Below are 11,884 nucleotides of genomic sequence, written 5' to 3'. Positions count from 1 at the left end.
TCGGCCTTGCCGTCCTTCTGCAGCGCGGCGATGGTCTTGGCGCGGATGTCCTTGAGCGGGTCGTCCTTGATGCCCGGCAGTCCATCGGTCTTCAGCGGATAGAACTGGGCGGTCTTCAGGTCCACCAGCACCAGCGATTGCGGCGCGGGATCGTCGCGCCCCACGTAGCTGCGCGTTTCCTGCTGCTCGGCATAACCCGATTCGGTGACGTAGTGGGTGACTTCGGGACGCTTGCCGCCCTTGCTGCCCTTGGGCTTGGTGACGACCACCATCCAGCGGCCGTCCGGCGAGAGTTCGGTATCGGCCGGCTCGCCGCTTTCGCCGAGATAGATCGGCTTGGGCGCCCGGCCGGCATCGGCGGCGATCAGTTCGTCGTCGCGCGTGCGCTGGGCGTCCTTGTCCGACTTGTTCTCGCGCAGCGACTTGAACATCTCCAGCTGTTCGCGACCCAGTGCGTCGGGCTGCTTGGCCTGCGGATCGTCGCCAAAGCGCAGCGTGGCGGCCGGCGCCGTCGCGCCGGTGGCCAGGTTGTAGACGAACCAGTTGATGCCCATGCGGAACTGCAGCGAGCGGCCGTCACTGGAGAAACGCGGCGAGGACTCCGGCTCCGGCGTCTGCGTCACCTGCACGCGGCGGCCGGTGGCGAGGTCCTGCATGAAGACGTCGCCGTGGAAGATGTAGGCGGCATGGCGATGCGAACGGTCGAACACCGCCGGGCCCTCGGCCTGCGCCATCGCGGCCGGATCGAGCTTCACGCTCTGGCCGGTGGCCGGATCGACGCGATACAGGTCGCGCACCTTGCTGCCGTCGCGCTTGAGCGAGTAGTACAGGCTGCGCCCGTCCACGCTCCAGTAGGGCGACTCCACCGGGGCGCCGATCCAGTCGGGGTTGGCCATGATGGTCTCCAAATCCAGCTGTCCGCCCGGCGCAGGTGGCGACATGGCTGCCGCGGGAAGCGCGGCTAAGGCGGCAAGGCTGGCGAACAGCAGCTGGCGCATGGAGAGCTCCACAGTCAAAAGGGCGGAGCATAGCGGTGCGCGCGGCGCTGGCAAGCGCCGTTGGTATGGGTTCAAAGTAGCCGCCTAGGCAGCTAGTCTTGCTGGCTAGCCTGGCCGCCCGGCATTCGTCCCCATTCGCCGCGTGGCCCTCGCCATGAAACAGGTCCTCTGTCGGCTGATGTGCGGGTGGTGCGTTCAATGAGTTCGTGGCGTGCCGCGCGGCAGGCTCTCTGGTACCCCTTTCCCCCCCGGCAGAACCCCACATGTCCCTTCCCACCGTCGAGATCGAAACCTCCGCCAACCCGACGCATAGCGTGATCTGGCTGCATGGCCTGGGCGCGGATGGCAACGACTTCGCGCCCATCGTGCCGGAGCTGGTCGCGCCCGCCTGGCCGGCGCTGCGGTTCGTGTTTCCCCATGCACCGGTGCGCCCGGTCACCGTCAACGGCGGCATGCCGATGCGCGCGTGGTACGACATCGTCGGCGTGGACCTGGTGTCGCGCCAGGACGAAACCGGCATGCGTGCATCGAACGCCAGCGTGGAAACGCTGATTGCCCGGGAAAACGAGCGCGGCGTGCCGACCGGGCGGATCCTGCTCGCTGGCTTCTCGCAGGGCGGCGCGATCGCGCTGTCCGCGGGCCTGCGCCATGCCGATCGCCTCGCCGGCATCATCGCGCTGTCGACCTACCTGCCCATGCAGGAGTCTTTCGCCGCGGAACGCACGGACGTCAACACCGCGACGCCCATCTTCTGGGGACACGGCACCGGCGATCCGATCGTGCCGCTGACGCGCGGCGTGAGCTCGCGCGACCTGCTGCAGTCGCTGGGCTACCAGGTGTCGTGGCACACCTACCCGATGCCGCATTCGGTCTGCGCCGAGGAAGTGGCCGACCTGCGCCACTGGATGACCGCGCGCCTGGCGAGCTGAGCGACATCGCAGAAGCCCCGGCGTGCGTTGCGGCATACTCCGCCGCATGAGGGAGTCCAAGGATCCGCCCGCCACCGACCAACGGGGACAGCACCCGCTGCCCGACTTCTGCAGCGCGCCGGTGATCTTCGCGCTGCTGGTCGTGGGCGCGATCACCGTCACCGTGATGTGGCTGGCGCCGAACAACAGCCATGGCTGGCGCGGCTACAGCGTCGGCATGCTGTTCGCCGAATGGCTGGCGATGGTGATCGGCGTGGCGTTGTGTAAGCTGAGCCCGCTGCTGCAACGGCTGCCCGGGCATGCGCCGTATGCGGGCGTGTGGCTGGCGATGGTGCTGATCGTGGCCGTCGGCAGCGCGATCGTGCACTGGATGGACGGCGCGATGCAGATGCGCTTGCTCACCGACACCACCGGCGATTTCGTGCAGAACAACATCGCCATCACCGCGCTGCTCGGCGCGGCGATGCTGCGCTACTTCTACCTGCAGGCACAATGGCAGACGCGCCTGGCCGCGGTGACGCAGGCGCAGGTCGCGGCGCTGCAGGCGCGCATCCGTCCGCATTTCCTGTTCAACAGCATGAATACCGTGGCGGCGCTCGTGCGCGTCGACCCGGCGGCGGCGGAACGCACGGTGGAAGACCTGTCCGAACTGTTCCGTGCCGCCTTGGGCGAGCACGGCACGCGCGACGGCACGCTGGGCGAAGAGCTGGGGCTGGTCGATCGCTATCTCGATATCGAACAGCTGCGCCTGGGCCAACGACTGCGCATACGCCGCGAGTTGCACGACCTGCCCGCCGACTACCCCCTGCCGCGCCTGTTGCTGCAGCCGTTGGTGGAAAACGCGGTGCGCCATGGCATCCAGCCGCTGCGCGAGGGCGGAGAAATCATCCTTGGAGGGCGGCGCGACGGCGACGGCATCGTGATCGAGATAGACAACCCGCTGGCCGGCGCCCCCACGCCGGCCGGCCACGGCCATGGCCTGGACAACGTACGCCAGCGCGTGGCCTTCCGTTACGGCGCCCGCGGGCGCGTCACCGCCGGCCCGGTCGGCGATCGCTTCGTCGTGCGACTGCAGCTTCCCGGACACCATGCGCGTACTGATCGTTGACGACGAACCGCTGGCGCGCGCGCGTCTTGCCTCGCTGCTCGGCGAATGCGGCGATGTCGAGCTCGTCGGCAGTGTCGGCGACGGCGACGCCGCGATGGCCGCGCTCGGCGACCTGCAGCCCGACGTGCTGTTGCTGGACATCAACATGCCCGGCCTCACCGGGACGGCGCTCGCGCAGCGCCTGGCCGGACGCAAGCGGCCGCTGGTGGTGTTCTGCACGGCGTACGAAAACCATGCGTTGCACGCGTTCGACCTTGGCGCGGTCGATTATCTGCTCAAGCCCGTGCGCCTCGAACGACTCAACGAAGCCCTGCAGCGCGCCAGTCAGCGCCTGCAGCAGATGCCGCGCGACACGGTGAGTTATCTGCACGGACGACTGCGCGGCGAGCAGGTGAGGGTGGCGCTGAACGACGTGATCAGCCTGCTGGCCGAGGAAAAATACGTGGTGGTGCAGCACCGCGGCGGCCAGCTGTTGCTGGAGGAATCGCTGCGGCAGCTGGAGGAGGCTTATCCCGAGCAGCTGATCCGCCTGCATCGCAACTGCCTGGTGCCCTCGCAACGGTTGGTGGGGCTCAAGACGCTCGCCGACGGCCGCGTGCTGGCCCGCCTCAGCGGCACCGAGTTCACGCCGGAAGTGAGCCGCCGCAACCTGCCCACGCTGCGCAAGCTGCTGCGCATGGGCTGACGCTCCTGCTTTCGATCAACGTGACGCGAGATCGCCAGGCAACGCGCCCGGCGCCGCTTCTTCGACCTGCGCCGATGACCTGATCAGCTCGCGCACGAGCGAGCGTTCTCGCGTGGTCCAGTAGAGCGTGGTACGCAACGTGGCGGCGGCGTCGCCGAAGCGCCGGGGATCGCTTGCGGCCGCGGTGCGATACCACGCGACGGCGAGTTCCCGCTGCCCGGCGGCCATGTAGGTCAGCGCCAGGGCCATTGGTACCCACATCGGCCGCTGCCCGGGGCGCAGCGCAAGGTTCTGCTGGAAGGCCTGCAGTGCCTGCGCAGGGCGATCGAGGTTGAGCATGCCCCAGCCATAGGCCCACAACAGGCGCCGGTCGTTCGGCGCGATGCGCAGCGCACGGGAGAAGTTGATGTGTGCGGCGCGCTCGCGCTGGTAGCTCGCCGCCAGCCAGGCTTCATCGGTCAGCCGCCGCACGGTCGGGGTTTGCGGAAACAGGCCCCGGCTGCCCAGGGCGGGATAGGGCGCTTCGGGCAAACCGCGCGCGACGACATCCGCGTCGGTATAGCGCTGCCCATCCGGGGCGACGACCGGCAACGTCGACGTCGCGTTCGCCGGTGGGGCGGCGCTGGCCGCCAACGCCAACCCGATCGTGCAGACCCATGCATGCATCGCCATGACATTGCTCCTTGCGGTCATCGGACGCCTTCAGCATAACCCGGCCTGCGACGACACGCTTCGCTTCCGCCACCTGCGTCTTGACGGCAATTACGCGACAATATGGGCCCCCGACGACGCATCGCGCCGCCTCCGCCGAGAGCCCCATGACGCCATCCATCCTGCGCATCGCCACCCGCAAGAGCGCGCTCGCCCTGTGGCAGGCCGAGCACGTCGCCGCCGAACTTCGCGCGACCCATCCCGCTCTCGTGGTCGAACTGGTGCCGATGTCCACGCGTGGCGACGAGATCCTCGACAAGCCGCTCGCCACCATCGGCGGCAAGGGCCTGTTCCTCAAGGAACTGGAAGTGGCCATGCTCGAAGGCCGCGCCGACCTGGCCGTGCATTCGCTGAAGGACGTGCCGGCCGAGCTGGAGCCGGGCTTCACCCTGCCGGCCATCCTGCCGCGCGCCGACGCGGCCGATGCCTTCGTCAGCAACGACTACGCCGACCTCACCGCATTGCCGCTGGGCGCGCGCGTGGGTACGTCCTCGCTGCGCCGCCAGGCGCAGCTGCGCGCCGCCCGGCCCGACCTGACGCTGCTCGACCTTCGCGGCAACGTGGGCACGCGCCTGGCCAAGCTCGATGCGGGCCACTACGACGCGATCTTGCTCGCCTGCGCGGGCCTGGAACGACTCGGCCTGGCTTCGCGCATCCGCAGCCGCCTCACCGCGCCGGATTGGCTGCCTGCCCCGGGCCAGGCGGCCATCGCCATCGAAGCGCGCAGCGACCAGCCCGCCGTGCTCGAACTGCTGTCCGCGCTGGACGACGCACAAACGCGCCTGGCCGTCACCGCCGAGCGCTCGATGAACCACGCCCTGGGCGGCAGCTGCACGGTGCCGGTCGGCGCCTGGTGCACCGTCACCGAACGCGGCCTGCACCTGCGCGGCATGGTGGGCGACGTCAGCAGCGGCCGCCTGCTGCTGGCCGAAGCGCAGGCCGAAGGCGATCAGGCCGAAGCACTCGGCAAGCGCGTGGCCGCGGCCTTGTTCGACCAGGGCGCCGGCGCACTGCTCAACGCGTAACGCCTTCTGTAGGAGCGCACCCAGTGCGCGAAAAGCCAACGAAGCGGTGACGCCGAAGCTCCGCGGTCGCGCACTGGGTGCGCTCCTACAAGGGAAGCGTGCTTCCGGTGGCCGGCTGCTGCTGGCCGAAGGCGATCAGGCCGAAGCACTCGGCAAGCGCGTGGCCGCGGCCTTGTTCGAGCCGGGCGCCGGCGCACTGCTCAACGCCTAGCGCTTTCTGTAGGAGCGCACCCAGTGCGCGAAAAGCCGACGGAGCGGTGACGCCGAAGCTCCGCGGTCGCGCACTGGGTGCGCTCCTACAGGTCAGCGGTGCTGCTTAGAAGTTGTAGACCAGGTTGGTGGTCAGCAACGTATCGGTGTTCTCGGTGCCGGGCTGCACGTCGCTGTTGTAGCGCACCTGGTAGCCGAGCTTGAGCGCCATCTTGCGCGTCATGCTCACCGACAGGCCGATGTCGTTCTGGTAGTACTTGTTCTTCGAACCGGCTTCGAGCAGCAGGGTGTCTTCCAGCGCGGTGTTGTCGGTGAGGCGGTATTTGTAGTTGACCAGGCCGCGGCCGACCACTTCGCTCTGCGAATCCTGCTTCACCTTCACGGTTTCACCGTTCACCGTCTCCTCGGTATCGGCCGGGCGATAGCGCTTGTAACCGGGGCCGGCTTCGAACGACAGCTCGGTGCGGTCGGTCTTCAGCGCGATGTAGCCGTAGCCCACCGAGACGATGCCCTGCCACAGGTTGGCGCCGAAGTCGTCGTGCTCGTAGCGCGCGGCGGTCACGATGTAGCTGCGCGGATCGAGCTTGTAGCCTACCGAGGCGCCGGCGTCGTAGCGGTTGGCGGTGGTGGTGAGGCGATCGACCGTGTTGCCCTGCTGGTCCACCACTTCCACATCGCCCTTCGAACGCAGGCCGTTGAGGAAGAAGTTGTTCTTCCACAGGTCGTTTTCCTGGCTCAGGCCAAGCTTGGCATTGGCGTTCTCGGAGCGGGAATTGCCATGGGCCGACGCAAAACCGAATTCGCCAGAGCCTGTCCAGCCGCCGTTGTCGGCGGGGTTGTTGGTGGCCGGCGCATCGTCGGCCTGCGCGCCAAAACTGGCCAGCGCTGCGAGCAAGGCGCCCGCCATCAGGGTGTTCTTCATGGTATTCGTTCCATTTTTGTTAAAACAAAGCAGGCCGCCACCTTAGCGGAGCGGATTGAACTGCCAGTGAATCGGGCGCTTCTCGCGGGGCGGAAACGGCGCCGCAGAGCCATTCAGCGGCTATCGGGGAGTGCCGCCAGGGCCCCATCATACAAAGTCAGCTCGAGGGCCATACCGATCATGCAGCTGACAGCCGCCAGCAGGGTGATCGGCACGAGCCCCTGGCCGAAGCTGGCCAGCACCAGCCCCATGCAGGGAAGGGCATAGGCCAGCAGGGCCGCCAGATAGCGTCGCGGCTGTAGTTCGAAGCGCGTGCGCGGCCCCGGCATGCGCGGCAATACGGCCTGCCAGCGGAGGTTTTCGATCAGGCCACGCAGCAGCGCGAGCAGCAGCAGGCCGATGATCCAGGCCATGGGATGGCGGTTCGCATCCGCGCCCTGCTGCCCCGCGACGCAAGACCACAGCCACAGTCCACCGCCATACGTGGCGGACACCACGCGGCTGAGCGGCAGCTGCGTCGCGAGCTGTTCGTCGATGCCCGGCGCCTGGCGCCGGGCATCGCCACGCGCGGTGAAGATGATGCCGGCCAGGCTGCAAAGGGCGAGCGCCACGCCGGCCAGTCGCGTGGCCCAGAACGCATTGTCGCCACGTACCAGGCCCGCCACGGCCATGACCGGCAGCAGCGTGGCCAGCGCGATCAAGGCGTCCCGGTTGGGCCACGTGCCGCGACCGATGGTCCAGCCATGCCAGCTCGGCATCCACGGGGAATGCAGGCAGGCGGCGACGAGGCCGATGACCGCCAGCAGGCCGCCCAGTCCCAGCGCCACCAGCGCATCGCCGCGGCCATCGGGAAACATGCCGACGGCAAGCGCCAGGCCCACCAGCATCCACAGTCCGAAGCCGTCGTGGCCGCTGACCACCAGCAAGGTACTGCCCAACCGACGCGGTCGGACGAGTGGCGAGCCCTCGTGGGAGTCGAAGTCGGCGTGCTGCCTGGTCGCGCGGCGCTGCTTCATGAGTTTTGTGTCTTTTGTGCGTGAAGGGCGGATCATGGATGCATCACCGCGGCGTGATGCCATGACATTCCGCCATCCGATGTACTTGCAGCGGTCGCCAACGGTGCGCATGCTACGCGGAGACTGCCGGCGAAAATCATTTCATGGATCGTTACGAGCGCATTCTCACCCTGCACCGGTTGCTCAAGTCGGCACATTACCCGGTGCCCTTGCCGCGCCTGATGGACGAGCTGGAATGCTCGCGTGCCACGCTGTACCGCGACGTGGCGTTCCTGCGCGATGCGCTCGGCGCGCCCATCGAAAGCGCGGGCGGCGAACATGCCGCGTTCCGCTATGCGGTGGGCGAAGGCGAGCGCTTCGAACTGCCGGGCTTGTGGCTGACCTCCGACGAACTGGCCGCGCTGCTCGCGTTGAACGAACTGATCGGCCGCAGTGGTCCTGGTGTACTTGCGGGTGCGTTGGCGCCATTCAAGGCACGCATCGAACACCTGCTTTCCGACCAGGGCAGCGGCAAGGCGCTGCCGATCGAACGCATTCGCGTCATCGCGTGGGGCGAGCGCAAGCTCGACCAGCAGGTATTCCGCATCGTCGCCGGCACCGTGCTCGAACGTAAGCAGCTGCGTTTCCGCTATCGCGCACGCACCACCAATGCGGACAGCCATCGCCACGTGTCGCCGCAACGCCTGACGCACTATCGCGACAACTGGTACCTGGACGTGTGGGACCACGACCGCGAGGCACTGCGCAGCTTCGCCGTCGACCGCATCGCCGAACCGCAGGCCTTGGAAGAACCCGCGCGCGACGTGGCCGAGCAGGAGCTCAACGACGCGCTCGCCTCCAGCTACGGCATCTTCGCCGGCAAGCCCAAGGCGTGGGCCACCATCCGTTTCTCCCAGCACGCCGCGCGCTGGGTCGCCGATGAGCACTGGCATTCGCAGCAGAAGGGCGAATGGCTCTCCGACGGCCGTTACGAACTGCAGGTGCCTTATTCCAACTCCAAGGAACTGCTGATGGACGTGCTCAAGTACGGCCCGGATGCGGAAGTGGTGGCGCCGCTCTCGCTGCGCGAGGAAATGAAGATCCAGCTGCAGCTGGCGCTGACGGGTTACCAGCAGGCGCCGCGCTGAATCCGCCTGGCGGCGGCGCGGGATACGCCCGCCCGCGCAGGGGCCATGGCGACGTTCGAAGCTTGCGCACGCCGTGCGGCGCAGGCGAACACTTGCCATCGCGCCACGCCGGCGAGAGGCTAGCGGCATCGACCGCCGCCGCGCCGCGCGTTTCATGAAGCCCACCGACATCGCCGAATCCCCAGCTCTTCCGTCCGATACCAACGCCATCCGGAAACCGACCATCGCTTTGGCGCTTGGTTCCGGCGGCGCGAAGGGACTGGCGCATATCGGGGCGATCGAGGAGATCGTCGCGCAGGGCTACGACATCGTGGCCATCGCCGGCACGTCGATGGGCGCGCTGATCGGCGGCATCTACGCGATGGGCAAGCTGGACGTCTATCGCGACTGGGTCTCCGCGCTCGCCAGGATGGACGTGCTCAAGCTGGTCGACTGGACCTTCTCCGGCGGCGGCTTGATCAAGGGCGAGCGCATCATCGAGACGCTGCGCGAGCTGATCGGCGATGCACGCATCGAAGACCTGCCGCTGGCCTTCACCGCCGTCGCCACCGACCTCGACCGTGAGCGCGAGGTGTGGCTCACGCGTGGCCCGCTGTTCGACGCGATCCGCGCGTCCATCGCAATTCCCACGGTATTTCGCCCGCATACGTTGTCGGAGCGTCGCCTGGTCGATGGCGGCCTGCTCAACCCGGTGCCGGTGACGCCACTGATCCGCGAAGCCGCGGATTACCTGTTCGCCGTCAGCGTCGATGGCCCGCCGGACGTCAGCACGCCGGAAGAAGTGCCCGCCACGCCCAGCGAGACGTCGGACAGCTATCGCTCGCGCATCACCGACTTCATCGGCAAGTTGATGCCGCAGGTCGGCGACAGGCCGCGCGAACCCGGCATGCTGGAACTGCTCACCCAGTCGATGGACTTGATGCAGGCCAACCTGTCGCGCCTGCGCCTTGCCGCCTACGAGCCGGACCTGCTCATCCGCCTGCCGCGCAACGTGGCCAACGTCTACGAGTTCTATCGCGCGCGCGAGCTGATCGAACAGGGACGCCTGCAAGCCAGGGCAGCGTTGGCCGGCTGGCGGCCCAACCGTCCGGTCAATGGGGTCCGTGCGCCTTGAGCCAGGCGTCGAGGTAGCACTTCAGCGCGACCGCGTTGTTGTAGTCTTCGTCGCGCGCGCCATACAGCAGCGTGATGCGCCGGCGCGACGCCTTGCTGGCCAGCGGCTGCCAGTACTCCGCGGCATCGTCGAGCTCCGTCGCATAGCGATGCCGGAAACCTTCCCAACGGGTCGGATCGTGCCCGAACCATTTGCGCAACGACTGCGACGGCGCCAGCTCCTTGCTCCACGCATCCAGCGCCGCGTCTTCCTTCTTCAGTCCCCGCGGCCACAGCCGATCGACCAATACCCGATAACCGTCGCTCTTGGCGGCGGGCTCGTAGATGCGCTTGACGGCAATGCTCATGGGCGGGCGGTCTCCCAAAGGGAAGATCATCAGCATACGCCCATGAAAAATGCGTCGATATGCGGTGGTGCGGACGGAAACGGGCATCGGGCCGGCGGCCGCCTTCCGTTGGATGCCCGGCGTGGCGGCGGGGTGCCTTTGCCCGCGCACCGGATGCGCCCCTGCCAGGGAGCGCGGGGCGGGCGGCTTAGATCTCTTCGACCTGGGTGACCTTGCCGCGACGCATCAGCCACGCCACGCCACGCAGGTCGGCGATGCCCACCCACAGGCGATCGAGCATGCCGTACTTGGACGTGCCGGCCGTGCGCGGACGATGGCCCACGGGCACGCTGGTGCTCTGGAAACCCGCGCGCTTCACCAGCGCCGGCAGATAGCGGTGCATGTGGTCGAAGTAGGGCAGGCGCAGGAACACGTCGCGCTCGAACAGCTTCAGGCCACAACCGGTATCCGGCGTGGAATCCTTGAGCATGCGCGAGCGCACCGCGTTGGCGATCTTCGAGGAAATGCGCTTGTTGAAACTGTCGCGGCGCGTGGTACGCCAGCCGGCGAAGAGGCGCACATCGGCCTGTGTCTTGTCACGCTCGGCGAGCAGCTTGGGGATGTCCGCCGGATCGTTCTGGCCATCGCCGTCCAGGGTGGCGATCCACGGCGAACGCGCGGCGCGCACACCATTCCACACGGCCGTGCTCTGGCCGCTGCGGGTCAGATGGCGCACGATGCGCAGCTCCGGATACTTCGCCTTCTCGGCCGCCAGCACCGCCACACTGTCGTCGCTGGAATCGTCATCCACATACACGATCTCGAAATCGGCCTTGCCACGCAGGGCGGCAGCGATCTCGGCGAGCAGCGGCGGGATGTTGTCGCGCTCGTTGAACACCGGCACGACGACGGACAGCTGGGGCATGGGGAGGGCCTTCTCTGGAAATTGGGGGCGCCTGGCGCCAGGGCGCCATTCTAGTGGGTGGAAGGCTTGGCGTCAGGGGTGGCGTTTCTGCGTTGGGCACGCTGGCCGCAATGCCTACGCCGAGGCCGCACCCAGGCCGCCACTCCCCTGTAGGAGCGCACCCTGTGCGCGACAGCCTTTCGCGGTGGGCTGCATGGTTGTTTTTTGAGATTGGGTTATTGCCTTCGGTAGCTCCGCTACCGCGAGCATGCCGCCTGCGCGGCGGGCGTTTCGATCCCCTGCCGGCGCTCGAGTCACTTTTCTTTTGCTGGCCCAAAAGAAAAGTAACCCAAAGAAAATGGCCTTCAGAGCCAAGGCTCATAGCGATATGCGGGATAGGAGCGTCGGATGAGCGAGGCCAGCCGCGGTGCACTCATTTCTACCTCGAACGGAGCCGCCACACCGCCACGCGCCGTAGCGGAGAGGACTTAAGGCAACGTTGTTGAGCCCTGAGGGGATCTATTCGCACCGCACCGCCGTTTTTTCTCCCTCTCCCCTCCGGGGCACGCGGGGAGCGGCCATGGATGGTCGCGGCGTTGAGGAGCGAGGAGAGGGCTGGGGTGAGGGGTGGGTGCTCGCAAAAACCTCTCCTATCTCTGTAGGAGCGCACCCAGTGCGCGACCGCCACGTTGCAACGCACCTTGGCCTTGCGTCGTCGCGACGATCGCGAATCGAGGCAACCCTGCCGGTCCGCGGTCGCGCACAAGGTGCGCTCCCACAACGAACCGCAGCCACCGGTGTCGCGACGCG

12 protein-coding genes and 1 pseudogene are annotated in these 11,884 nt (G+C 67.6%); 7 read left to right on the top strand and 6 right to left on the bottom strand.

Features of this window, described 5'->3' with window-relative positions; genetic code table 11:
- Nucleotides 1-998, bottom strand: a pseudogene (locus JMF82_RS20610) (PD40 domain-containing protein); the annotation flags it as partial.
- 263 nt (nt 999-1,261) lie between these two features.
- Here JMF82_RS20610 and JMF82_RS20605 point away from each other — a divergent pair.
- The 3 genes from JMF82_RS20605 to JMF82_RS20595 are packed head-to-tail and all read left to right on the top strand — an operon-like array spanning nt 1,262 to nt 3,720.
- A complete protein-coding gene (locus tag JMF82_RS20605; protein ID WP_201316403.1) occupies nt 1,262-1,927 on the top strand; it encodes a carboxylesterase in 666 nt (221 codons plus the stop codon).
- A gap of 46 nt (nt 1,928-1,973) precedes the next feature.
- On the top strand, nt 1,974-3,035 hold the full coding sequence (locus JMF82_RS20600; protein WP_201316402.1) for a histidine kinase: 1,062 nt from the start codon (nt 1,974-1,976) through the stop codon (nt 3,033-3,035).
- On the top strand, nt 3,016-3,720 hold the full coding sequence (locus JMF82_RS20595; RefSeq protein WP_201316401.1) for a LytTR family DNA-binding domain-containing protein: 705 nt from the start codon (nt 3,016-3,018) through the stop codon (nt 3,718-3,720). Before JMF82_RS20600 ends, JMF82_RS20595 begins: the two co-directional genes overlap by 20 nt.
- Before the next feature lie 15 nt (nt 3,721-3,735).
- Here JMF82_RS20595 and JMF82_RS20590 read toward each other — a convergent pair whose 3' ends face one another.
- The gene (locus tag JMF82_RS20590) at nt 3,736-4,392 is read right to left on the bottom strand and encodes a hypothetical protein (RefSeq protein WP_201316400.1); all 657 of its coding nucleotides are present in this window, start codon (nt 4,390-4,392) and stop codon (nt 3,736-3,738) included.
- A 146-nt stretch (nt 4,393-4,538) separates the two neighbouring features.
- Between JMF82_RS20590 and hemC the strand changes: the two genes are divergently transcribed.
- Together hemC and JMF82_RS20580 are read left to right on the top strand one after the other, a co-directional pair.
- The gene (gene hemC / locus JMF82_RS20585; RefSeq protein ID WP_201316399.1) at nt 4,539-5,456 is read left to right on the top strand and encodes a hydroxymethylbilane synthase; all 918 of its coding nucleotides are present in this window, start codon (nt 4,539-4,541) and stop codon (nt 5,454-5,456) included.
- Between the two features lie 46 nt (nt 5,457-5,502).
- Nucleotides 5,503-5,667 (top strand): hypothetical protein, encoded by a 165-nt coding sequence (locus JMF82_RS20580; protein ID WP_201316398.1) that lies wholly within the window; start codon nt 5,503-5,505, stop codon nt 5,665-5,667.
- Between the two features lie 105 nt (nt 5,668-5,772).
- Here JMF82_RS20580 and JMF82_RS20575 read toward each other — a convergent pair whose 3' ends face one another.
- Nucleotides 5,773-6,588, bottom strand: coding sequence for a DUF481 domain-containing protein (locus tag JMF82_RS20575; RefSeq protein WP_201316397.1), 816 nt, complete (start codon nt 6,586-6,588; stop codon nt 5,773-5,775).
- 113 nt (nt 6,589-6,701) lie between these two features.
- Entirely contained in the window at nt 6,702-7,604 is a 903-nt protein-coding gene (locus JMF82_RS20570; protein WP_201316396.1) for a hypothetical protein, read from the bottom strand.
- A gap of 143 nt (nt 7,605-7,747) precedes the next feature.
- On the opposite strand from JMF82_RS20570, the gene JMF82_RS20565 reads away from it, so the two are divergent.
- Together JMF82_RS20565 and JMF82_RS20560 are read left to right on the top strand one after the other, a co-directional pair.
- A complete protein-coding gene (locus tag JMF82_RS20565) occupies nt 7,748-8,731 on the top strand; it encodes a YafY family protein (RefSeq protein ID WP_201316395.1) in 984 nt (327 codons plus the stop codon).
- Nucleotides 8,732-8,885: 154 nt separating this feature from the next.
- On the top strand, nt 8,886-9,845 hold the full coding sequence (locus JMF82_RS20560; protein ID WP_201316394.1) for a patatin-like phospholipase family protein: 960 nt from the start codon (nt 8,886-8,888) through the stop codon (nt 9,843-9,845).
- Here JMF82_RS20560 and JMF82_RS20555 read toward each other — a convergent pair.
- Together JMF82_RS20555 and JMF82_RS20550 are read right to left on the bottom strand one after the other, a co-directional pair.
- Nucleotides 9,823-10,191 carry a DUF488 family protein gene (locus JMF82_RS20555; RefSeq protein ID WP_201316393.1) on the bottom strand — a complete coding sequence of 123 codons (369 nt, stop codon included), beginning with the start codon at nt 10,189-10,191 and terminating at the stop codon, nt 9,823-9,825. The two genes, JMF82_RS20560 and JMF82_RS20555, sit on opposite strands and share 23 nt — an antisense overlap.
- Before the next feature lie 187 nt (nt 10,192-10,378).
- The gene (locus JMF82_RS20550) at nt 10,379-11,095 is read right to left on the bottom strand and encodes a glycosyltransferase (protein ID WP_201316392.1); all 717 of its coding nucleotides are present in this window, start codon (nt 11,093-11,095) and stop codon (nt 10,379-10,381) included.
- Nucleotides 11,096-11,884 lie beyond the last annotated feature (789 nt).

Origin of the sequence: Dyella sp. EPa41, from assembly GCF_016586165.1 — a bacterium.
GTDB lineage: Bacteria > Pseudomonadota > Gammaproteobacteria > Xanthomonadales > Rhodanobacteraceae > Dyella.
This window is presented reverse-complemented; position numbering and strand designations above follow the sequence as displayed.

Coding starts and splice junctions, on each gene's coding strand:
- JMF82_RS20590 (WP_201316400.1), bottom strand. CDS start 4,392: ATGGCGATGCATGCATGGGTCTGCACGATCGGGTTGGCGTTGGCGGCC.
- hemC (WP_201316399.1), top strand. CDS start 4,539: ATGACGCCATCCATCCTGCGCATCGCCACCCGCAAGAGCGCGCTCGCC.
- JMF82_RS20595 (WP_201316401.1), top strand. CDS start 3,016: ATGCGCGTACTGATCGTTGACGACGAACCGCTGGCGCGCGCGCGTCTT.
- JMF82_RS20550 (WP_201316392.1), bottom strand. CDS start 11,095: ATGCCCCAGCTGTCCGTCGTCGTGCCGGTGTTCAACGAGCGCGACAAC.
- JMF82_RS20570 (WP_201316396.1), bottom strand. CDS start 7,604: ATGAAGCAGCGCCGCGCGACCAGGCAGCACGCCGACTTCGACTCCCAC.
- JMF82_RS20555 (WP_201316393.1), bottom strand. CDS start 10,191: ATGAGCATTGCCGTCAAGCGCATCTACGAGCCCGCCGCCAAGAGCGAC.
- JMF82_RS20575 (WP_201316397.1), bottom strand. CDS start 6,588: ATGAAGAACACCCTGATGGCGGGCGCCTTGCTCGCAGCGCTGGCCAGT.
- JMF82_RS20605 (WP_201316403.1), top strand. CDS start 1,262: ATGTCCCTTCCCACCGTCGAGATCGAAACCTCCGCCAACCCGACGCAT.
- JMF82_RS20600 (WP_201316402.1), top strand. CDS start 1,974: ATGAGGGAGTCCAAGGATCCGCCCGCCACCGACCAACGGGGACAGCAC.
- JMF82_RS20565 (WP_201316395.1), top strand. CDS start 7,748: ATGGATCGTTACGAGCGCATTCTCACCCTGCACCGGTTGCTCAAGTCG.
- JMF82_RS20560 (WP_201316394.1), top strand. CDS start 8,886: ATGAAGCCCACCGACATCGCCGAATCCCCAGCTCTTCCGTCCGATACC.